The sequence below is a fragment of the Atopobium sp. oral taxon 810 str. F0209 genome (assembly GCF_000466405.1).
Lineage (GTDB): Bacteria > Actinomycetota > Coriobacteriia > Coriobacteriales > Atopobiaceae > Olegusella.
In genome coordinates, this window is the sequence record NZ_KE952935.1 from 35,570 (window position 1) to 56,697 (window position 21,128).

At 47.1% G+C, this 21,128-nt stretch carries 20 protein-coding genes; 3 read left to right on the forward strand and 17 right to left on the reverse strand.

All coding sequences use genetic code 11. From position 1 onward, the window contains the following. Nucleotides 1-191 precede the first annotated feature (191 nt). From HMPREF9069_RS00780 to HMPREF9069_RS00815, 8 genes are all read right to left on the reverse strand, one after another. Nucleotides 192-998, reverse strand: coding sequence for a Cof-type HAD-IIB family hydrolase (locus tag HMPREF9069_RS00780; protein ID WP_021625181.1), 807 nt, complete (start codon nt 996-998; stop codon nt 192-194). Between the two features lie 62 nt (nt 999-1,060). Beyond that, a complete protein-coding gene (locus HMPREF9069_RS08730; protein ID WP_021625182.1) occupies nt 1,061-1,525 on the reverse strand; it encodes a MarR family winged helix-turn-helix transcriptional regulator in 465 nt (154 codons plus the stop codon). Between the two features lie 154 nt (nt 1,526-1,679). Then, nucleotides 1,680-2,108, reverse strand: a complete 429-nt coding sequence (locus HMPREF9069_RS00790; protein WP_021625183.1) for a hypothetical protein — start codon at nt 2,106-2,108, stop codon at nt 1,680-1,682. 123 nt (nt 2,109-2,231) lie between these two features. Further along, nucleotides 2,232-3,083, reverse strand: a complete 852-nt coding sequence (locus HMPREF9069_RS00795) for a PTS system mannose/fructose/sorbose family transporter subunit IID (protein WP_021625184.1) — start codon at nt 3,081-3,083, stop codon at nt 2,232-2,234. Nucleotides 3,084-3,085: 2 nt separating this feature from the next. Beyond that, nucleotides 3,086-3,340 carry a PTS sugar transporter subunit IIC gene (locus HMPREF9069_RS00800; protein WP_232204011.1) on the reverse strand — a complete coding sequence of 85 codons (255 nt, stop codon included), beginning with the start codon at nt 3,338-3,340 and terminating at the stop codon, nt 3,086-3,088. A 76-nt stretch (nt 3,341-3,416) separates the two neighbouring features. Further along, on the reverse strand, nt 3,417-4,940 hold the full coding sequence (locus HMPREF9069_RS00805) for a glycoside hydrolase family 32 protein (protein ID WP_021625186.1): 1,524 nt from the start codon (nt 4,938-4,940) through the stop codon (nt 3,417-3,419). Nucleotides 4,941-4,997: 57 nt separating this feature from the next. Next, a complete protein-coding gene (locus tag HMPREF9069_RS00810) occupies nt 4,998-5,948 on the reverse strand; it encodes a carbohydrate kinase family protein (RefSeq protein WP_021625187.1) in 951 nt (316 codons plus the stop codon). A gap of 112 nt (nt 5,949-6,060) precedes the next feature. Next, complete coding sequence (locus HMPREF9069_RS00815; protein ID WP_021625188.1) at nt 6,061-8,025, reverse strand: PTS sucrose transporter subunit IIABC; 1,965 nt, start codon at nt 8,023-8,025, stop codon at nt 6,061-6,063. Nucleotides 8,026-8,417: 392 nt separating this feature from the next. On the opposite strand from HMPREF9069_RS00815, the gene HMPREF9069_RS00820 reads away from it, so the two are divergent. Beyond that, nucleotides 8,418-8,846 carry a hypothetical protein gene (locus HMPREF9069_RS00820; protein ID WP_021625190.1) on the forward strand — a complete coding sequence of 143 codons (429 nt, stop codon included), beginning with the start codon at nt 8,418-8,420 and terminating at the stop codon, nt 8,844-8,846. A 368-nt stretch (nt 8,847-9,214) separates the two neighbouring features. On the opposite strand, the gene HMPREF9069_RS00825 is transcribed toward HMPREF9069_RS00820, so the two are convergent. The 3 genes from HMPREF9069_RS00825 to HMPREF9069_RS00835 form a co-directional block, all read right to left on the reverse strand. Continuing rightward, a complete protein-coding gene (locus HMPREF9069_RS00825) occupies nt 9,215-10,207 on the reverse strand; it encodes a LacI family DNA-binding transcriptional regulator (RefSeq protein WP_021625192.1) in 993 nt (330 codons plus the stop codon). Nucleotides 10,208-10,217: 10 nt separating this feature from the next. Continuing rightward, nucleotides 10,218-11,174, reverse strand: coding sequence for a homoserine O-succinyltransferase (locus HMPREF9069_RS00830; protein WP_021625193.1), 957 nt, complete (start codon nt 11,172-11,174; stop codon nt 10,218-10,220). Nucleotides 11,175-11,294: 120 nt separating this feature from the next. Continuing rightward, nucleotides 11,295-12,908 (reverse strand): helicase HerA-like domain-containing protein, encoded by a 1,614-nt coding sequence (locus HMPREF9069_RS00835; protein ID WP_021625195.1) that lies wholly within the window; start codon nt 12,906-12,908, stop codon nt 11,295-11,297. 104 nt (nt 12,909-13,012) lie between these two features. On the opposite strand from HMPREF9069_RS00835, the gene HMPREF9069_RS00840 reads away from it, so the two are divergent. After that, nucleotides 13,013-14,320: a DEAD/DEAH box helicase gene (locus HMPREF9069_RS00840; protein ID WP_021625196.1), complete on the forward strand. Its 1,308-nt coding sequence runs from the start codon at nt 13,013-13,015 to the stop codon at nt 14,318-14,320. Between the two features lie 108 nt (nt 14,321-14,428). Then, nucleotides 14,429-15,238 carry a DeoR/GlpR family DNA-binding transcription regulator gene (locus tag HMPREF9069_RS00845; protein ID WP_021625197.1) on the forward strand — a complete coding sequence of 270 codons (810 nt, stop codon included), beginning with the start codon at nt 14,429-14,431 and terminating at the stop codon, nt 15,236-15,238. 96 nt (nt 15,239-15,334) lie between these two features. Here the strand turns inward: HMPREF9069_RS00845 and deoC are convergent, their stop codons facing one another. The 6 genes from deoC to HMPREF9069_RS00875 form a co-directional block, all read right to left on the reverse strand. Further along, nucleotides 15,335-16,678, reverse strand: coding sequence for a deoxyribose-phosphate aldolase (gene deoC / locus HMPREF9069_RS08955; protein ID WP_198009680.1), 1,344 nt, complete (start codon nt 16,676-16,678; stop codon nt 15,335-15,337). Between the two features lie 101 nt (nt 16,679-16,779). Further along, nucleotides 16,780-17,631, reverse strand: a complete 852-nt coding sequence (locus HMPREF9069_RS00855; RefSeq protein WP_021625199.1) for a class II fructose-bisphosphate aldolase — start codon at nt 17,629-17,631, stop codon at nt 16,780-16,782. 78 nt (nt 17,632-17,709) lie between these two features. Further along, complete coding sequence (locus HMPREF9069_RS08735; RefSeq protein WP_051317743.1) at nt 17,710-18,096, reverse strand: hypothetical protein; 387 nt, start codon at nt 18,094-18,096, stop codon at nt 17,710-17,712. 92 nt (nt 18,097-18,188) lie between these two features. Further along, nucleotides 18,189-19,490 carry a PTS ascorbate transporter subunit IIC gene (gene ulaA, locus HMPREF9069_RS00865; RefSeq protein ID WP_021625201.1) on the reverse strand — a complete coding sequence of 434 codons (1,302 nt, stop codon included), beginning with the start codon at nt 19,488-19,490 and terminating at the stop codon, nt 18,189-18,191. Nucleotides 19,491-19,635: 145 nt separating this feature from the next. Next, complete coding sequence (locus HMPREF9069_RS00870) at nt 19,636-19,938, reverse strand: PTS sugar transporter subunit IIB (RefSeq protein WP_021625202.1); 303 nt, start codon at nt 19,936-19,938, stop codon at nt 19,636-19,638. A 91-nt stretch (nt 19,939-20,029) separates the two neighbouring features. Beyond that, a complete protein-coding gene (locus tag HMPREF9069_RS00875; RefSeq protein WP_021625203.1) occupies nt 20,030-20,533 on the reverse strand; it encodes a PTS sugar transporter subunit IIA in 504 nt (167 codons plus the stop codon). Nucleotides 20,534-21,128 lie beyond the last annotated feature (595 nt).

Genomic DNA, 21,128 nt, shown 5'->3' on the forward strand with positions numbered 1-21,128 from the left:
AAGTAATCCGTGGCTTCTGACAAGCAGGGCAGTATCATTTGAAATGATGTATGGCGTTTGGCAGGCAGAGCCGCACTGCTTGAAAGAATGCGTGGCGTTTGACGTGCAAGGCATTATGGAAGTGGGTCTATAGCACATTTTTCCCATATGCCAACTTCTGTGGCACCCCTTTAAGCAATTAAGTTCGGGAATTAAAGTTCAAAAAGCGTGGCAAGGGTGCGCGCGACACCAGACTCATCATTGGTCCACTCGATAACTTCGGTTGCTGCCTGCTTTACTGCGGGTACAGCGTTTGCCATAGCAAAACTCCTGCCAACAGCGCCAATCATATCCAAATCGTTATAACCATCACCAAAAGCAACTGCATCATCAGCAAGCAGACCAAAATGCTCGCACAAATGAGCAACACCTGCCGATTTAGATGCGCGCTTACTCATGACTTCACAAAGCGTCGCGCTGGAACGAACCACATTGAGCTCGGGATAATGCTCGCCTACGCTCTGCTCTGCTGCACGAATATCATTAGGACTTCCCATCAACAAAAACTTATGGACACCTGTAGCAGTAAATATCCCCTCGATATCAGTTGACGCACGCGCTCGAGCATGTACAACCTTTTCCTCGTATTTCACACGAGGATCGTCAGGATTTGCCACCACCCACTCATCAAATCCGTAGGTATTGACGCATATACTCGGCAAGCTCTCCGTAAGATAGGTATAAATCTCCAGCGCTTTATCTATAGGAATGATTTCGCTCGCAAGGGTGCACCCCATCTCGTCCAACACGTAGGCCCCTGAATAACACACAATCGGCCCCTCAAAACCCAAGCTACGTTGAAAAGGATGTAAACCCTGAGGTGGACGAGCAGACACCAAACACACAGGTACATCCATAGCAACTACCGCCTGAACGATAGGTGCATCTGCAACTATGGGCTGATGATCCTTGTCTGCGAAGGTGCCGTCGACATCAGAAAAAACAATTTTTGGCTTCACGGCTCAGCTCCTTATAATGCAAACCTTAACTATCTGAGCTAGGAAGCACAGCTCTGAACTCTTCAAACGTCAAGGTCGTCAGGCGAATGGGATCCGTAGGTGATCTTGTATCCCTTGCGCAAAATGCGCAACAGCTCTTGGGAATCTTCTTCACCAAGTCCCTCAAGAAAATGCGAGAGTGCCTTGGTGCTCTTTGCATTGTGCTCCGAAATTGTGCGGCGACCATGCTCGGTGATGTATACCAAAACACGACGTCTATCCTCGCTGTCATGCACACGAACTATTTCATCCCGTGCTTCAAGCGCATCAAGAATACGCGTCACACGGGCTCGAGAATAACCCATCTGAGCTGCGATTTCAGAAGGAATCACTCCTTCTTCTGGATCGCATGTCGAAAGATAGTGGAGTACCGCAGACTCACTAGCCGCAGTACCTTTTGCCGAACCTGAGCCTACAAGACCTTTAGGGAGAGCCTGCGAATAAATGAGGAGCTTACGAGCAACCGCTTCACTATTTTTTTCACCCATTTTTCGCACCTCCCCAATTTTGGCTCAATTGACAGAAGTAACTTCAATACAAACGCTTACTATCCTGCAAACAGCAAGAATAGAACCTCCGAATTATTGCATCTCCAAAACTATTCCACCACTGCATATTGCTAGGTTGTGGTATCAAGGTCTACTATTCCCCATCTAGTTCGTTGCTATGCTTACTCAAAAAACCTTCAGCTTTTGTATTTGCACGGCGCACCATTTGAGCAAACTTGCTATCTTTGCCATTACCAAGTGGCATCGAATCTAAATCAATCCCCGCAGCAGCCACAATTGCTTTGATATTCTTTTTTGCATTGGCAATGCCTACAGTCAAAATCAGTGCTGCAATACCAAATATGACAAGCAGCGCGATACCCAATCCCAAAAACCACTCGGAACCAGATAGATATACCTGCCAATAGATGAGTAGTGCCGCCGCCGCAACTCCGGTATAACCGAGGCGTTTATAGACTTCCAGCCGCATGACTGCCTGAGTTTGACAATCAGCCTCAGTAATGAGATTGCGACGCTCAGCTTCGCTGATATCTTTTACTATTTGGTGAGCTTCGGCGGCCATGTAAGGCTTCCTCTCAAATAACACTAGATGCAAACAACCTGTATAGTATGCAGGATTATAAATAGGCCCGTGGTGCCAGCTGACAAATATCGCAGCTAGCACCACAGGTCTCAAGCATGGGTATTAGTAAGAAAGACCCGTGTTGAAGAACGAAGTGTTGATGCCAGGAATTGTGATGCAGCCAAGCAGCGCAATCACAACAAGAATCAACATAACGATAGTCGGGGAAATCTTCTTTTTGGTCATCAACCACCAACACAGCCAGACAAAGAAGAAACTCAGGAACTTGGGCATAATGGCATCAAGCGTATTCTGCAGGTTAAATGCTGAGTCTTCAGCAAATTGCAGATTGAAGCTCGTGGAGATGGAAATCCAGGTAGCAGCAACAGCGCCGATAACCATGGTACCAACCATAACAATAGAGCTGCGCAGAGCGGCAGAGTCAGGACCGACGAGCGCCTCAACCGCATTGCCACCCAAGGTATAGCCCTGCTCGTAAGCAAACTTCATACCAAAGTACATGATGGCATTCCATGCAATCATGTAGAAAATCGGGCCCAAAGGATTGCCGCCCGTAGACAAGCCCAAGGCAATGCCTAGTAGGATAGGAATAAAGGTACCAACAATGATGGAGTCACCAAGACCCGCCAAAGGACCCATCAGACCAGCACGAATACCGTTGATGGTCTCGGCATCCATGGGCTCACCATTGGCGCGTGCCTCCTCAAGACCCACCGTCAAACCAACAACCATGGTGCCAATCTGAGGTTCGGTATTAAAGAAGGTGGTGTAGGTACGCAGCGCCTCAACCTTGTCTTCATCTTTGTCATACAAATCGTCGACAACAGGCATCATCGACCACAAATAGCCAAAGGTCTGCATATGTTCCTGAGAAAAGCAGGTGAGGTTACCGTAAATCCAGCACCTAAAGGACTGCTTTAGCGCAGCGGGGGAAACTTTTTTAAGTTCTGCCATGATTAGATGTCCTCCTCTTCCTCATCATCAATGGAAGCAGCGCCTGCGGCAGCAAGGGCACGCTTGCCAGACTTGAGAGACTGCAGCTCAAAATTGATTAGTGCAAAGAAGACCGCGATGATTGCAGCGGCAATCAAGTTGCAACCCATGACTGCAGCGAGAATAAAGCCAAATGCAAAAGTAACCCAGTCCAAGGTCTTGGTATTCATCCGTGAACGGTAGGAATTTAGGCTATTGAGCTGTATAGATATGCACATAAAAGCCCCTAGACAACAAATGCACCCGCAAGATATGTCCCGCAGGTGCATTCATATATTTCAATCTGAAGGGAGCTTACCCAACATTCTCAAAGCCAAAAGCGCCCATTTCCCACGCAGAGTAGCGCGCCTGCAAAGTTGAGGTCACATGCAGGTTATTAATTTCTAGGGGATACCAACGCGTAGTCATGGTCTTCTCCCCTCCATTGATATAAATCTCAATGACCGAGGTATCCACCAAGATGCGCAAATCAGTAACGCGACCCGCACTGAGCGCAGAAAGTGGTAGACGACGATTGGTACGCCAGCGCCCCGACGGACTTTGGAAGTCCAACTCAAGCATATCTCCATGCAAGAAGAGTTCCAAATCAGAGCCAATAATCACACGGCCCTCACCTTGTATATCTTCAATTAACACGTCGGCTGTGCCATTTGGGAAGCATGCAGCTTGTGCGCCCGTTACATCAAACATATCGCAGGTTGTCTGTGAACCAACGTAGCCCGTAGCTCCAAGAGCTGCTTCTACACTAAATTCCACAGGAGTCTCTCGCAGTACATTAATTTCCTTAACAGGCCAAAAACACACCTGTCCTGCTTCATTCAGCGAAAGTTCACGCGGCAAGGTCAGCGTATGCACCCACTCGCGCGTTGGCGTCTCGTACTGAAACTCGATGTCTGGCAGACCAATCCAGCCTACGTAGAGCACGCGTCCCTGCTCATCTTCAAAAATCTGTGGACAATAAAAATCAAAACCATAATCTGTTTCGACAAAATCATTCTCATCAAAGCAAGCATAAGGTGCTTTTGCATCCATCTTGTCTGCATCTTTGCCAAGCAAATCAATAACCTTGCCATCCACAGGGAAATAACCGCAGTTGTGAATGTTTTGATACTTAAAAGGCTGCTTGGGAACACCTTGAGGGCAAATAAAGAGAAACTCTCGATTACCTAGGCGTGCTACATTAGGGCACTCCCACATGTAGCCAAAACCGCCTTTGCTATACGCCGTTGCTGAGCCTTCAAACTCCCACGTATAACCGTCGCCTGAGCGATAGAGCAGAACCGCACCACGACTGTCTGTTGTACGCGCACCCAACAGCATGTGCAAGAAACCGTCCTGCTCCCACACTTTGGGATCACGCACGTGGTTGGAGCAATAGGCGGGATAGCCCGCATTGTCGAGCACACAGATCTTCTTGCTAAAGCTATTACCGTCCTCAGAAATCACGAGGTTTTCGTTGGCAAGACGTCCTGCGAAGTCATAGTCATAATCACCAAGCTCAAGCACATTACCCGTGTAGTAACACCAAAGCTTGCCGTCTTTCACCAACGCAGAGCCAGAATATGCACCGTTGCGATCGAGCTCGCAATCAGGGCGAATTACTTCACCATGGAAGGTCCAATTGATGAGATCTGTACTTGTCCAATGACCCCAACCATGCCCTACTGCAGGCCACTTTGGTGTGTACTGATGAAACCAGTGATACACACCATTGAGCTGTGACAAACCGTTAGGGTCAGTCAAGCCACCTGTAGGGGTTTGTAGATGGAATCGCAGGCGCCAATTGTGCTTGGGGTTCCAGTTGATATCTACAGCCATGGAGCTCCCTCAATTCGAATGTAGCGTACATACAGAAAGGCTGATACTCAGCAGAGCTTAGGCAAGAACCTCAAGTACTTCGGCACGCTCGGGCATCGCAGGAATACCACCACGCTTGCGAACACAAAGTGAGGCTACGGCATTGCCCATACGGGCCATCCTCTTTGCATCTTCAAGCGTAACGTCTGCAGGAGTCAAGTCACTCTCTAAGAAGGCGGCAAGGAAGCCTCCCCAGAAGGAATCTCCCGCTCCTGTAGTGTCCACAGCCTCAGTCTTGAACGGAGGAACAGTAGTTACGCCGTCTTTGGTGCATATCAATGCACCCTCAGAACCTAGAGTCACACAGCATACTTTGACATTGCCTGACACAATCTTTTTTGCAGCCTCAGCGGGATCAGCAACATCGGTTAATAACTCACACTCATTGTCACTCATTTTCATAATGTCCATATAGGGCAGCACGGCACGCATCTGCTCCATAGCAGCAGGGGCACCAGGCCAGAGGTTGGCACGGTAATTGGGATCGTAGCTCATCACACAACCAGCAGCCTTGGCAGTTTCCAGCGCTGCAAAGGTAGCTGCACGCGCAGGTTCGTCGGTCAATGAGAGAGATCCAATATGGAAGATTTTGCTCTCTTCGATAAGCTTGGTATCCAGCTCTTCTGCAGAAATCTGTGTATCTGCTCCAGGCTTGCGTGCAAAGGAGAAGGAGCGGTCGCCTTGGTCATCTAACGCAACAAAAGCAAGCGTTGTGAAGTAATGGGGATCTACCAAAAGACCGCGCACATCAATATTGTTGGCTTCCATCGTGGCACGCAAAAACTCGCCATGCATGTCGGCACCAACCTTGCCTAAAAAGGCAGTCTGATGCCCTAGACGCTGTAGTGCTACCAGCACATTTGCAGGAGCGCCGCCAGGATTGCGTTCAAAGAGTTTTTGACCAGCGTCAGAAATACCCGCATCCGTAAAGTCAATAAGTACTTCACCTAGGGCAGTAACATCAATCATGCTGCACTCCTTTTAAGGATTTTTCATTCCAAGTTTAAGGATTCTTCATTCCAAGAAGGGGCAGTCGCACGTGGCGACCGCCCCAACAGTTGCTAATTCTCAGCCAAGCACTTTACTTAAGCTCAATAAGTGGGACACCAGCTTTGACCGTGCCACCGGTATGAGTGTTGATGTTCTTGTACTCATCGGTGTTGGTAATAATGACCATGGTCATCGTGTCGAGGTTAGCAGCCTTAATAGCGCCAAGGTCAACTTCCATCAGCAGGTCACCCTTCTTGACTGCTGCACCCACGGTGGTATGCGGCGTAAAGGGAGCACCCTTGAGGTTAACGGTGTCGATACCAATGTGAATCAAAATTTCTGCGCCTTCATCGGAAAGCAGACCAATTGCGTGGCCAGTGTCAGCAAGGACGGTAATGGTACCAGACACAGGAGCGTACATTTTGCCATCGCTAGGAAGCACTGCTGCGCCATCACCCATTGCTTTGCTGGCAAAAACAGGGTCAGATACCTGGTCAAGAGCGACTGCCTGACCCGCACAAGGAGTAAAGACAACCTCAGCATCGGTGGGAGCGGAAACGCCTTGGTTAGACTGAGCAACGCTTGCGGCAACTGCTGCGGTCTGGTTGGCGGCAGCCTGAGTGGAAGCTACGGCCTGCTCGGGCAGAGTCTTGCCCTGCTTCTTTGCGTCAGCATCGTCGGAGTAAATGGTCCAAGTGATACCAAAGGCAACTGCAAAGGCTGCAGCAAACATGATGGCGTAGCCCACGGGATTTGCGATGCACAGCAAGATACCAAAGATACCCGTGACGCCCGTACCAGAAGCGGAGAGGTTGGTGAAGTAGCAAATCACGCAACCAACTGCAGAGCCAATCATACCTGCAACGAATGGCTTGACCTTGGGCAGGTTGACACCAAAGATAGCGGGCTCAGTAATGCCAAGCAGGCAGGAAATACCAGAAGGGATAGCCAGTGCTTTGGTCTTGTCAGACCTCGTCTTAAACGCAACGGCTAGGCAGGCACCACCCTGTGCAATGTTTGCAGCAGAGGCAAGAGGTAGCCAGTAGGTAACACCATGCTGGGCAATCATCGAGACGTCGATAGCGGTATACATCTGGTGCAAACCAGTAACAACCGAGGGGCTGTAGATAAGACCAATGATTGCATTACCGATACCAAAGGGCATAGCAAGCAAAGCCATCAGCAGACCAAGGATTGCATTCTCGAGATATACAAAGATCGGGCCGATAAAGAGAATCGTGATATAGGCGGCTGCAGAAACAGACAGCAACGGAGTCAAGAAGAGGTCGAACATCTCGGGAACAACCTTGTGGAGACGCTTCTCAAAGAAACAAAGGATCCAGACGCCTACAAGAATGGGAATAACGTGACCCTGATAGCCAACCCAATCGATGGTATAGAGGCCAGGGATAACATCAAAGCGAATCATCGAGCCATCAGCAATTGCAGACGACGCATTATATGCATTGATGAAGTCACCGCTAATAAGCAAGGCACCCAGCGATGCACCAAGATAGGGATTGCCACCAAAGACGGTAGCAGCAGAAAAACCGAGAAGAATCTGCAGATTTGCAAGTGCGCACGCATTAATCAAGCCTGCAATCTTCCAGTACACATTGCCCGAAAGGTCGACGCCTGGGAAGAGGAAGGGAATTGCTCCCATGATACCCATGAGCATACCGGAGGCAACGATTGCAGGAATGATGGGTACAAACACGTCAGAGAGGACTTTGATGGCAGCCATAAACTTGTTTTGATTCTTGGCGGCGGCTGCCTTCACTTCAGCTTTGCTAGCTGCACTAATGCCACCTTGGCTGGTAAATTCGTCATAAACTTTATCGACGGTACCTGTACCAAAGATAATCTGTAGCTGACCAGAAGCCTCAAAGTTACCTTTTGCGCCGGGGATATCCTCGAGCTTCTCCTTGTCAATCTTGTCGTTGTCGGCAATTACGAGACGCAGACGGGTGGCGCAGTGAGCAGCAGACACGACATTTGACGCGCCGCCTATCGCCTCCAGCGTAGCCCTTGCAGCCTCTTTGTAATCCAACGCCATATTTCCTCCCTTTCCTGCGACAGAAAACTGTCATAGGCCTGTGTGAAATCGTTCTCACAACTCGCTACCAGAGTAAACTGATGTCTTCACAAAGTGTACACCATTTGCCAAGCGCGTACGAACGGTAGTATTTTTTCGGCGAATGGTAATTCTAGAATCTCTACTAAATGCTTTTGAATCCATCAAGATTGGTTTGAAAAAATTATTGAATGAGAAAGACACTTTGTTAGCTTTAAAAATAAACAAAGCTAGCCGTCTGTAGTAAAAAGTAAGCCGCTTGCTCCTCTTTAAGGCCATCTTAAGAAGTCTTCTCACAACTCCATGATATTAAGAGGATAGGTTTTGCATATAGCCGTAATGAATGGGCTAAGTGGGTTCGCTAGGAGCACGTCATGTCGACATCTAAGGTAAAAATTACTCCTATTACTGTAATTGCTATCATTGGCATCGTCTGCTCAATTGTGTTTATAGTCTTATTTGCTTCTGTCAAGGGCCAACTCAATACATACCAACATGCAAAAATAGTAGGCACGTTTCAAAGTGGTGAAGGACCTCTTGAGACCAATCAATATTTAGCATTTAGCCCCCAAGAAAGTAAGAGTTACTTTTATAACCAAGATGCAGCTCCTGAACATTTTTTCAAAGAAGGGGCGTATGAATACCTATACGAGCGCATATATCTCATGAAGACAGAAGGCGTTGACTATGAGCTGCTTCTTGCAAATAACGACGAACTATATCTTGTAAAAGACAATCAACTCATCTTGTTTAAGCGCATTTCAGATAGCTGTAGCATCATTGGAGTAGATCAAAGTAAATAACTGCTTACGTATTAGGCACTAAATTGTGCTCACCATTTTAATACCGCTGGTTTCGTAGGACTTTGCACACGAAGTAAGACACGGTGCTACTTGCCAAAAGCCACGTTCTGTTTCAATCAAAGTGGTCTTGTTTGCCAAACGCCACGTTCTGTTTCAGAAAAAATGTCAAAAGCCACGTTCTGTTTCAAAGGACCTGACGTTTGCGCAGGTAGATTTTTTGGGCGTGAAGAGATACGTGGCTTTTGGCTAAAGATGTGTGGCGTTTGACAACCGGGAGGTGGAACGCGACTTTTGATATCCTCGTTAAGCCAGAGTATGGCATTTGACAAGCAGAACGAGGTAGGCTGAAGCAAAACACGGCAACAGCGCTAAACAGGACGCTGGGTGGAACCACCCAAAACAAGTTTGAAGCCCATCTTGGTCTCGCGCGGCGCTGCTTCACCTTGCTCCATAGCCTCGAGTAACATGCGCGCTGCCTCAACCCCGCTCGTACGATAGTAGTAATGAGCCGTGGTCAAACTGGGACTCACAACTTTAGCGAGAGTGGAGTCACCCAGGCCCGTCACACGGACATCATCTGGCACCTTGTAGCCTTTGTTGCGTAAATAGGTTAGAGCGCCTGCGGCAATCTCGTCGGTTGCACACACAATCGCATCAGTTTCGGGATGAGCTTCCATGATTTTGGTAGCGCAGGTATAACCAGACCATGCATTAAATTTTCCCTGTTCAATTGGCGCTGCTTCCACATCAAAACCTTGATGCTCGATAGCATCAAGAAAGGCTTTGCGACGCAAATAACCTGTAGCATAGTCCCGCTCGGGAACCGAGATGTAGGCAGGATGGCTGCTTCCTACTGTGCAGCACAAAGTTAGATCATAGACGCTATTGTAATCGTCAAAATAAATACAGCTAATACCAGTAACGTGCTGACCCAACACTACCAAAGGCAGTTGGAAGTTTTTGAAAAGCTTCTTATGTTCATCAGTAATAACGGTACCAATAAGGATAATGCCGTCGCTTTGACCCTGTTCAACAAAGGACTTGAGATAGGACAGCTCGCTATCCACATCACCATCAGTATTGGCAAGTACAGCACTGTAACCCGAGGCACTAAGAACAGAGGTAATGCCTGCAACTTCGCGTCCAATAGACTCGGAGCTAATCTTGGGGATGATGACGCCCACAAAATGCGTCTTGCCCGTACGCAGAGTACGCGCCTGTTGCGAGGGTACATATCCAGTCTGCTCGATAACACGAGCGATGCGTTCACGCTTTTCCTCACTGACATAGCCATCATTGAGATAGCGCGATACTGTGGCTCGCGAAACATTTGCCATCTGGGCAATCTCATTGATGGTCATACCCTGCTCCTTAGAATTTCTCGGTGTGCTGCACCTGAAGTTCATGGATTACCTCAGGAATGCGCTCAGGCTCATATGGTGTCATCTGATAGACCCAGTTGAGCCAGTTGCGGTACAGCAGATTGGCATGAGCGCGCCACGTAAAGATGGGCTGCTGCTCGGGATCATCATCAGGGAAGTAGTTCTCGGGCAGACGGATAGGCAAGCCACGATGGAAGTCACGCCAATACTCATCAGCTAGCGTATCACGGCCGTACTCAAAGTGGCCTGTGACATAAATCTCATGAAAGCTTGGTGAAGCAATAAGAGCAGGACCCGAGCTAAATCCCTCAGACAGTACGTGAAGCTCAGGATGCTGAGCCAACTCACCCACATCGATTGCGGCGTGGCGAGAGTGAGGCATGTAATGCACCTCATCAAAGCCGTTGGTAAGAAAGCTATATTCATCACAAAGTCGTTGTGGGAACACGCCAAAAAGTTTGGCACCTAGCTGGCGCTTGGGAATTCCATAGAGGTGATAGAGACCCGCAAGTGCACCCCAGCACAAATAGAGAGTGGAAAAGACGTGCTCCTGACTCCAATCGATGATTTCGCAGAGCTCATCCCAATAGTCCACATCTTCATAGGCCATCTGCTCCACAGGAGCGCCTGTAATAATGAGACCATCGTAATTCTTATCCCGAAAAGCATCAAAAGTATCGTAAAACTTGACCAAGTGATCTGCCGAGACGTGCGTGGACTTGTGAGTCGAAACTCGCATAAAGTCGCAGTCCACCTGTAGGGGGGTCTTTGAGATGAGACGCAAGATTTGCGTCTCGGTCTCAATCTTGGTGGGCATAAGATTGAGGATAGCCACCTTAAGCGGGCGAATATGCTGGGCGTCCGCAATCTCTTCTTCCAACGCAAAAATATGCTCTTCATGCAAAGTCTTTTTGGCAGGAAGTCCATCTGGAATATTAATAGGCATGGGTGGTTCCCCTCGCGACATACAAAATATCAGCAGTCATCAGCTCGTACATAACGCACGAGCTGTCACACTGTAACGCAAACGCGTGACTTTTATAAGACTGAGCTGCCATTTTGAGGCTTAAAAAAGGCCTTTCTTCAAGCTTCCTAACAAACCGCGGGTCAAAGTTGTCGCAGCAGTACGAGCAACGGAGACGCCGATGCTTGCAATTTGACGCTGGCGTCGCTCAGCCTCGCGTTCTGCCTTGGCTGCTGCTTTCTCCGCTGCCTTCTGTGCCTCACGAGCTTGACGCTCCGCCTCTCGCTGTGCTTCACGAGCCTGGCGTTCTGCTTCGCGTACAGTTTCGCACTCTTGTCGAGCGGCTTCTTTCTCTTGTTCACGCGCAGCTTTTGCCTCTTCTGCAGCAGCAAGCTTTTCCTTTTGTGCCTCTTCCGCTGCTTGAGCTTCAGCTACTACTTTGGCATTAAGCAGTTCGTAAGCACTTTCGCGATCAACGGCTGTGCCATATTTCGTAGCAAAAGGTGAATTCGCAACCAGATAACTATGATCCGCAGCAGAAGCAGCCGCCATTGAGCAACCTGGCGCAACAATATAGGCACGCTCAACAACCTCAGGAATACTCTTGGCATCTAAAACGCTAACCAAAGCCTCACCTGTGCCAAGCTCACCGATAACCTTGGAGGTATCAAATGCTGCATTTACACGGAAACTCTCAGCAGCAGCCTTAACCGCACGCTGTTCGGCAGGAGTATATGCCCTAAGTGCATGTTGTATGCGATTTCCAAGTTGCGCAAGCACTGCCTCGGGAATATCAGCAGGGCTTTGGGTAATCATCCATACACCTACACCCTTAGAACGGATAAGCTTAACTACCTGCTCAACTTTTTGGACAAGAGCGCGCGGCGCATCGTTAAAAAGCAAATGAGCCTCGTCAAAGAAAAAGACCATCTTGGGCAGAGGGGCATCTCCAACCTCAGGCAGACGTTCGTAGAGTTCAGAGAGCGTCCAAAGCAAGAAAGTTGAATAGAGTAGTGGAGACTGTACAAGATGCACGGCATCTAAAATGTTGACAAAACCATGTCCGTCAGCATCGGTGCCAATCCAATCAGCAATATCGATAGCTGGTTCGCCAAAAAAGTTAGCACCACCTGCATCTTCTAGCTGCAGCAGCGCGCGCTGAATAGCGCCCACACTTGCACTGGACACATTTCCATAGGCAAGCCCGAGCTCATCGGCATGTTCGCCCACCCAGCCAACCATAGCGCGCAGATCTTTTAGATCCAGCAATAATAACCCACGGTCATCAGCTACATGGAAAGCAATGTTTAGTACGCCTTCCTGTACGTCGGTAAGACTCAACAGGCGTGAAAGCAATAAGGGGCCCATCTCACTGATAGTGGTACGTACTGGTACGCCCTGCTCACCATAGACATCCCAAAAATGCACAGGACTTGCGTGGAAATCAGGAGTTGGGACACCTGTTTCTTTGCAGCGCTCGGCAAGCTTGTCGCTCATCTCGCCTGTAATTGCCATACCCGAAACATCACCTTTGATATCAGCCAAAAACACTGAAACACCTGCATCGGATAGGCTCTGGGCAATTGCTTTGAGCGTGACTGTCTTGCCCGTACCTGTAGCTCCTGTAATGAGGCCATGACGATTGCACATCTCGGGAAGCAAGTAGACAGGTCGGGTGCCTTGTGCAAGCAAAATCTTGCCTTCGCTGGTATACATACTGCTTCCTTTCGCCACTACCAAACCAACGCACGATCAAAATTGGCTGTACATTTAAGTTCTTACGCGCTCTCGACAAGACTAACACCTCTACGAGATGTCCCATGCAGCAAATCGGCAGTTGGGCGATACTTAACTGCATGAATACAACATTTGCCGAGCTCGGGCTAAACGAGCAGATCCTCTCAGGCGTTGCAGAACTTGGTTTTGAAGCACCAACTCCTGTTCAGGCGCAAACCATCCCGCAGATTCTTAAGGGTCGCGACATGGTCGCCTCCGCTCAGACCGGTACAGGAAAGACAGCTGCTTTTGCGCTGCCCACTCTGCAGCTGATTGCTGATTTACCTACAGCAAAGCAGGGTAAAAAGAAGACGCCTACACCTCATGCGCTTATCATTACTCCTACCCGAGAACTGGCGCAACAGATAGAAAAAGTTGTCTCAGCAGTCTGTAAACACACTGGCCAACATGCCGTCATTATTATGGGTGGCGCAAGATTTGATCGTCAGATTCGCAACTTGCGCGCAGGCTGTGACCTACTGGTAGCCACTCCCGGACGTTTACTTGACTTAATGGAACGCGGTAGTATCAGCCTTGCGCAAGTACGTGTAATGGTGCTTGATGAAGCTGATCGTATGCTTGATATGGGCTTTTGGCCAAGCGTACGCCGCCTGCTCCAGGCGCTGCCAAAACAACATCAGACCCTGCTCTTCTCGGCCACGCTTCCCCCATCAATAAAGTCCACAGTCGACGCAATGCTACACACGCCGGCGGTGGTCGAAATTTCCCAGGTGGGCGAAACCGCCGATACGGTTGAAGAACATCTGTGCCCTGTTACTCAGGGGCAAAAAGCAAGTCTGCTTATTGCCTTGCTGAATGCAAGCAAACCTGAACGCATGTTGGTATTTTGCCGCACTAAGCGCCGCGTCGATGAGACAAGCAAAGCCCTTAAGGCAGCAAATATCAAGGTTGAGGAAATGCATGCAGACCGTCCTCAACGCGCTCGACAACGAGCTCTTGAGAGGTTTCGCACAGCAAAGGTGCAGGTACTCATCGCAACTGACGTTATGAGCCGTGGTATTGACGTGTCTGGCATTGATGCGGTTGTCAACTACGACGTGCCTATGGACCCCGAAGACTACATTCATCGCATTGGCCGTACTGGTCGTGCAGGCGCCACGGGTATGGCTTATACCTTTGTTGCTCCCGATGAAATCAGTCAGTTGCGCGAGGTTGAGTACTTTACAAAGAAGCTCATTCCCAGCTGGGATCTTCCTGGCTTTGCCTACGATACGTCACGCATTGTGCCTAACGCTGGTCGCAGCACCAACAAACCCATGCGTACCATGTTTCGCGGGTCTAGCACACGCGGACGCAGCATGTCTGGCAGCCGTTTTGGCAGACACCTGTAAACCACATGTAAGCGGAATCTTTCTCAGTATCCATGTTCTCAACCACAGCGCGGTCTCTACTTCGTATTATTAATGTACTAATCCATTTGCAAATGAAAGGCAGCGAAAATGTCCACTTCTTCTCTTAGTCCGGAGGGACGCCGCGCGGCCATTCTCGAATACCTTGCACGCAATGACAAAATAACGGTGGAGCAAGTAGCAAAGCAATTTAATGTGTCTGAAGTCACTGTTCGTAATGACTTTAGGACACTTGAGTCAACAGGCAAATTACATCGAACTCGTGGTGGCGCATCATCTACCATGCGCGCAATTTCTCTTTCATACCCTGAGGAGCGTTTGGGTATCAATGCAGAGGCGAAGGATGCTATTGGAAAACTTGCCGCTCGCTTAGTAAAAGATGGGGACACTATAGCGGTAGACTCTGGATCTACCACTTATTATTTTATCCGCCATCTTGTGAATAAACGCGATCTCACGGTAGTTACAACTGATATTACGATTGCAAGCTTTGCAGCATTTAGTATTCCAAATGCTGAAATTACTATGCCAGGAGGCACGCTTTATAAAAACCATCTTTACTTAACAGGGCCAATTACAATTAGAGATCTTCGTAACCTATATGTCGATAAATCTTTTTTGTGCTGTGATAGCTATAGTTCTGGCCATGGATTTACAACTAAACATGAAGAAAGTTCTGAAAATAAGCGTGCGATTATTTCTCATTCAAAGATAAGAGCGTTGCTCATGGACGCTTCAAAAGTAGGACACCCTAATTTTAGTAAATTTGCTGGAATAGCTGACTTGGATTACATCGTTATGAATGATGATCCCAATGGAATTGTCGCATCTGATATTCAAGCAGCTAGCGAAGTATGGAGCAGTGTACCCAAACTACTGCTCACTCGCGATTTTGAGTAACTATGTCTTTGTGTCTACTCGTCTATTACCTAAAGCATTGTTCCAATTGCCTCGCCTTGAATACCTAAGACGAGGCAATTTTTATCTCCCTAGGTTTTAGTTTTCTAAACGCATTTTAATTACTTCTACTAGACTGCTAGCACCTAGGCGCGTAGCCCCAGCTTCAATAAGCGCTTGTGCTTCTTCGATGCTATGTATACCGCCAGATGCTTTTACTGCCACTCTTTCTCCTGCGTGTGTATGCAAAAGCCCTACATCAGTAACAGTTGCCCCATCCATTGAAAAGCCTGTAGAAGTTTTTATAAAATCAGCTTTCGCTTGAGTTACAAGTTCACAAAGTTGGACTTTTTCCCAATCGGAAAGCAGGCAGGTTTCAATAATCACCTTAAGGATGCGCCCGCCACTTACTACAGAACGAACTCCGCGAATTTCATCAAGCACACTATCAAAATCACCTGAGGCAACAAGACCAAGATTGACAACCATATCAATCTCATCCGCTCCATCATCAATAGCATGTCGAGCCTCATTGACCTTGGTTATCGTATCGACATTTCCATTAGGGAATCCAACAACTGTTGTTATCTTTAGTCTTCCTTCTACATATTTGTGTCCCTGATACACAAAATAGGGAGGAATGCATGCGGATGCACATCCAAAATGAATAGCATCGTCAAGTACAGTTTTTACATCATTCCAAGTGGCACGCTGATTGAGCACCGTATGATCACATAATGCCAATACTTTGCGCTCTTCTTCTGTAAGTGCGGGAGCGCTATCCCAATAAACTTTATCCGCTTCAGTTGCCACACAATTAGTACCCATGGGTTGTAAGTTTTTAAGTTTTTCATCCAGCTTATCTACGATGTCGTTTGGATTGATGCTTGCGATGTCCGTAGCATCAATTTCAATTAAATCACCCAAACAAAACTCACCGTAATGCTTGGAAGTAACACGCCATTTTAAAAGCTCAAAATCGACAAACTGATCTGCCTCAGAGGGATTTTCAAGTGTTGTTCCTTTACGGTAATGACTCACTATATGAGCGAGATGGCGATGTCTTAACGCATCACGCTGGCGCAAGCGCTCATAAATTACGTGAAGATCTCCAATGAAACGTATAGTCACGCTTCCATATTCAAACTTTTTAACTAATGACTTCAGATTGGCATATTGCTTTTCACTAAAAGGATAATCAGTGACTATACGTTGTCCCTGACGCATAATACGTTCGATTTCGTTGTAATACTCAACCCATACGCTACGCTCAAGCTCGTCTTTTTGTTGAGCATTATCAAATCCAATATCCTCCCACATACGCTCTTTAATCATATCGGGAGTCATTAAAATAAACTCTGGATGTCTCTTGAGCAGAGCCTTGGTAAAGGTGGACTTACCAGTTGCGGGATAGCCAGCAAGAATAACAATCGCGTTTGTCATAGGTTCTCTTTCTGGAAAGTAATCAACTCGCATATTAAAGAATGGGCCGGCATCATGCATGCTGCCGACCCAGCCCTATACTCGTTTATTTTGAACCACGCCTAGATACGGTACAGGGCAATTTTCTCTTTAATAACCTCTGCAACTTTCTCGTTTGCAGGAACCAAAATATTACGAGCGGAATAAACGGGAGTATTCTCAGGTTTCTCAAGATTTGCTTTAGCAACATCTTTCCAAACCTTCAGCAGCTCAGTTCCCACATTGAATTTCTTCATACCTTCGGCCGCGAGACGACGCATATCATCATCCGAAACACCCGTACCACCATGAAGGACAAGCGCTACGTCACCAAGTTGGGCTTTAAGGGTATGCAGTAGATCGTAGTTAATCTTGGCCTTAGATTTCCATTGTCCATGTGTCGTACCGATAGAAACTGCCAAGGCATCAACATTTGTCTCATTTACAAAACGCATAGCGTCTTCTGGGGTGGTATACATTGCTTGGTCTTTAGCAACGACAACGCCGTCTTCAGATCCGCCAATTGCACCAATTTCCCCCTCAACAGAAATTTTTGGACTGTGGTTATGCGCAAAAGCAACAACCTTCTGAGTGTTAGCAATGTTTTCCTCAAGAGGCAACGCAGATCCATCGTACATAACCGAGGTAAAGCCAGCGTCAATCGCCTTTGCAAGCGCTTCAAAACTCTTGCAGTGATCCATATGGAGGGCAACGTTAATAGGAGAATCATCAGCAATGGAACGTACAACTGCAACCATTTGCTTATATCCAATGTATTCAACCGTACCAGTAGAAGTTTGAAGGATGATGGGGGCGTTCATTTCCTCAGCAGCGCGAATCATTGCAGGAATGACCTCAAGACTGTGAATATTAAAGGCGCCAATACCGCCTTTGCCCTCGTTTTCCTTAAACATATCAATCATATTTTTATACATGCGCTGTATCCTTTCATTCAGAGAACTCTGATATATAAATTGGAGCTATCAGGCGGTAAATTGCTTTGTAGAGTTAGGCTATTTACCTCGCAATTGGTCTTTTGCAACCTGCATGATTTCCTGCATTTTTCCGAGATAAGTCATAGCGCCTTCAGAGTCTCCCGCTTTGGCAAGCTGCTGTCTTTTTTTGTTATAAAGAGATTGAAGCGCTTTTGAAGCAGGTCCTATTTCGCGCTTATTCTCAAAACTTAGCTCGTACACTTCAATTGCTTTATCAAGCTCTCCCGCAGCATCAAAAGCGGCGCCAGCCCTGTTGTACAAGTCAACAAGCGCATCAGCCGAGGAGGTTTCCGCCTGTGCAAGCAAATCGTCAGCCTGTTTGACTAGGGCATCATGATCAATAGCTAGCTCTTCTTTGACTTGAGGAGTGGCGGCTGCCTTTTCTTTCCTTCTGAACCTAAACATAGATTCTTCCCCCATCAAAATACGCTTTGGTAACTGTATGAAAAGGGAGTCCACCACCGATAATAAGTGTGGACTCCCTTAAAAAAATATGTTTAACCAAAGAGGCCAGGAAGCATTGCAAGCATGCCAGCAAGAGCAGTATCAACGTCGGTAACAGTAAGATTCACAAAGCCAACCTGAGCAAGCATAGGACCAAGAATTGCGGGGATGAGCATAATAAAAATACCATGCGCAATGCAGCCAATAATAGTGCCACGGCGACCACCAACTGCGTTGCAGAAGACACCTGCGGTACCACCTGCAAAGAAGTTACTCATAACACCAGGAATAACAATGGGGAGGCCGGGGATTGCCATGGTTAAGAACATACCGATAATCGAACCAATTGTAGTAAAAATGAAACCCATAATTACTGCATTAGGTGCATATGCAAAGGTAACTGGGCAATCAAGGGCGGGACGAGCATCTGGAACCAACTTCATGGAAATACCCTGGAATGCAGGAACGATGTTAGCAAGCAAGAGGCGTACGCCAGACATCAGGACATAAAGGCCCACAACAAATTGCAAGCTCTGAAGGAAGCATGCAACAAGCCAGTGCAAGCTAGAGCTGCTACCAATGGACTCAAGGTAATACTGATAGCCTGCATCGCCACCAGCGATGGCTGCAACCAGATAGAAGATAAACATTACCACCCAAACAGAAACATATGTATCGCTTAGGAAAGAGAGACTTTCGGGAAGCTTGACATCTTCAGTGGAGTGATCAACATCGCCAGTCACCTTAGAAACACCTGCTGCGACTAAGTAACCGATAGTGCAAAAGTGACCAAGAGCAATATCGTCACTACCCATAATTTTGCGCATAATTGGCTGTGCAATAGCGGGCATCATTGTTGCAAAAATACCGCCAAGAATGGAAGCTGCGATAACTAGAGCAGGGCCGCGAAGACCGGTAAAGAAGAAGCCAACGACTGTAAGAGTAGACATCCAGAGAAGAGCCTGACCAGTCAGAAAGACATACTTGAACTTGGTTACACGGGCAAGAATAATGTTCACGATAAAAATGCCAAGTAAGGTAAGCGCAATACTTCCACCGAGACCAAGCTCATTCATTGCTTGGCCATTAATGCCCTCAATAGAAGCAACTAATGCGCCGCTGGTACCCGTGAGCCCAAAACCAAAATTAAAAACATCACCAAAATAGGTCAGGGATGCTTGGACCACAGCAGAACCAGCAGAAAGTACCAAGAAACCAAGCATAGTAGAAAATGTACCAGTAAGAACTTCCCCCACAGATTTCTTCTGAAGCGCGAGGCCAAGAAGTGCGATGAGTCCAATGACAACGGCAGCCTGGGTTAATACATTACTGATAATCCAGTTAATGATTGTCATATTCCCTCCTCCATCTCATTACAAATCTTTCATGCATTTGTGCTTTTATAAGGAGGTCTCTTCGATCGTACGATTCGCCTACCAAGCAATTTCTGTCGAACGAAGAGTGCCTTTGGTGTCGACGCGAGAGCGCCGGCACCTTCTTTTAGGAGATAACTCCCATTTCTTTCAACACGGGACTGACTCTGCTTTCAATCTCGTTAACATCTACAAGACTCTTGAGAAAAACAAGGGGTTTATCCGCAGGAACCTTTCCCCTAATTTGCTTTTCATAAGTAGAAGCTGCAACGATTAAATCAACGTTGTTTGCAAAACCACCAATACTTGCAACATCCGTATGATCAACCTTTGCATCAACGCCAAGCTTTTTCATTACCCTCTCAATGGACATTTGAGCAACAAAACTACTTCCCAGTCCCGCACCGCATACCGCCATTATCTTTAGCATGGAATTCACCCCCTTATTTCCCTCAAGCAACTTGGACCTATATATGTGTAGCAACAAAGTACATTGCAGAACTTACTAATGTATAAATACTTTAATCTTCTAGTTGATTTCCCGCCTCGATTATTGCGGTATAGAGTTCCATGGGGTTTTCTTTTTCGAGTAGTGCATCTACAGCAGCATCATCCATGCAAATAGAGGCTATAACTCGAATAACTTGCACATGGGATGTAGGATCCTCGGCTGAAAGAGCAAATAGTAATCGCACAGGCCATTCGGGCATGCCGCTAAGAGGAATTGCTTTGTCTTTAAACACTATGGGGTGTGCAAGGCGTGTGACTGACAACTGCTTTTTTATAGCCCCTTCTTCAGGACGAGCGTGAATTAAAGCAATATTATTCGCAAGAACATAATAGGGACCAACGCTCAGTGTATCCGCAATGATGTTATTCGCATATTCCGGAGTAACGAACCCACCTTCTTCAAGAGCTTTAAGACTCACGTGAATTGCCTCGCGCCAATCATCAACATGGTCAACAAAGCGCACGTTTTCAGGAGCAAGCAATTCAGAGACGGTAGGTAACGTTTCATCACTCATATTTACTCTCCTTGCGCTCGTTAGCCAAGAGGCTCATGTCGCACCGATTTCCCTTAAATAAGAACTGTTAGAGTAATTACCTCTTTCATTAGAAAGTGATTTCGATAATAACCATATAAATATACTCGCAAGATATTTCTTGCTTGCTTTACTGTAAACGGTAGATATATCTCCATAAACGGTAGTTATATATCATATCTTACAATTTTATACTTACGATTCGCTTTCAACTTGTATTTTATTAACTCCTATAACGATATATTTTTTCTTTCGTTTGATAATTCATATTATATAGGCAGTTAAAAAAGCTGTGCAGCTGAACGCATGTCGTATCTGTTTATCTATATGTCGATCTACGCCTTATCTACACCTCAATCTGTTGCAACCTCAGGTTGCAACAGATTGTCCTGCAAGCCTTCTATCTGTATATATATGTAAAACACGCAGTTAGAAAGCCTGACGTTGCAACCTGAGGTTGCAACGTCTTGGAGCAGGCTGGGTGTCAGAAGCCACCTTTCATTTCATACCAGATGCCAAAAGCCACATTTCATTTCACGCAAGTATTCAAACGCCACGTTCTGCTTCACTTTTTTAG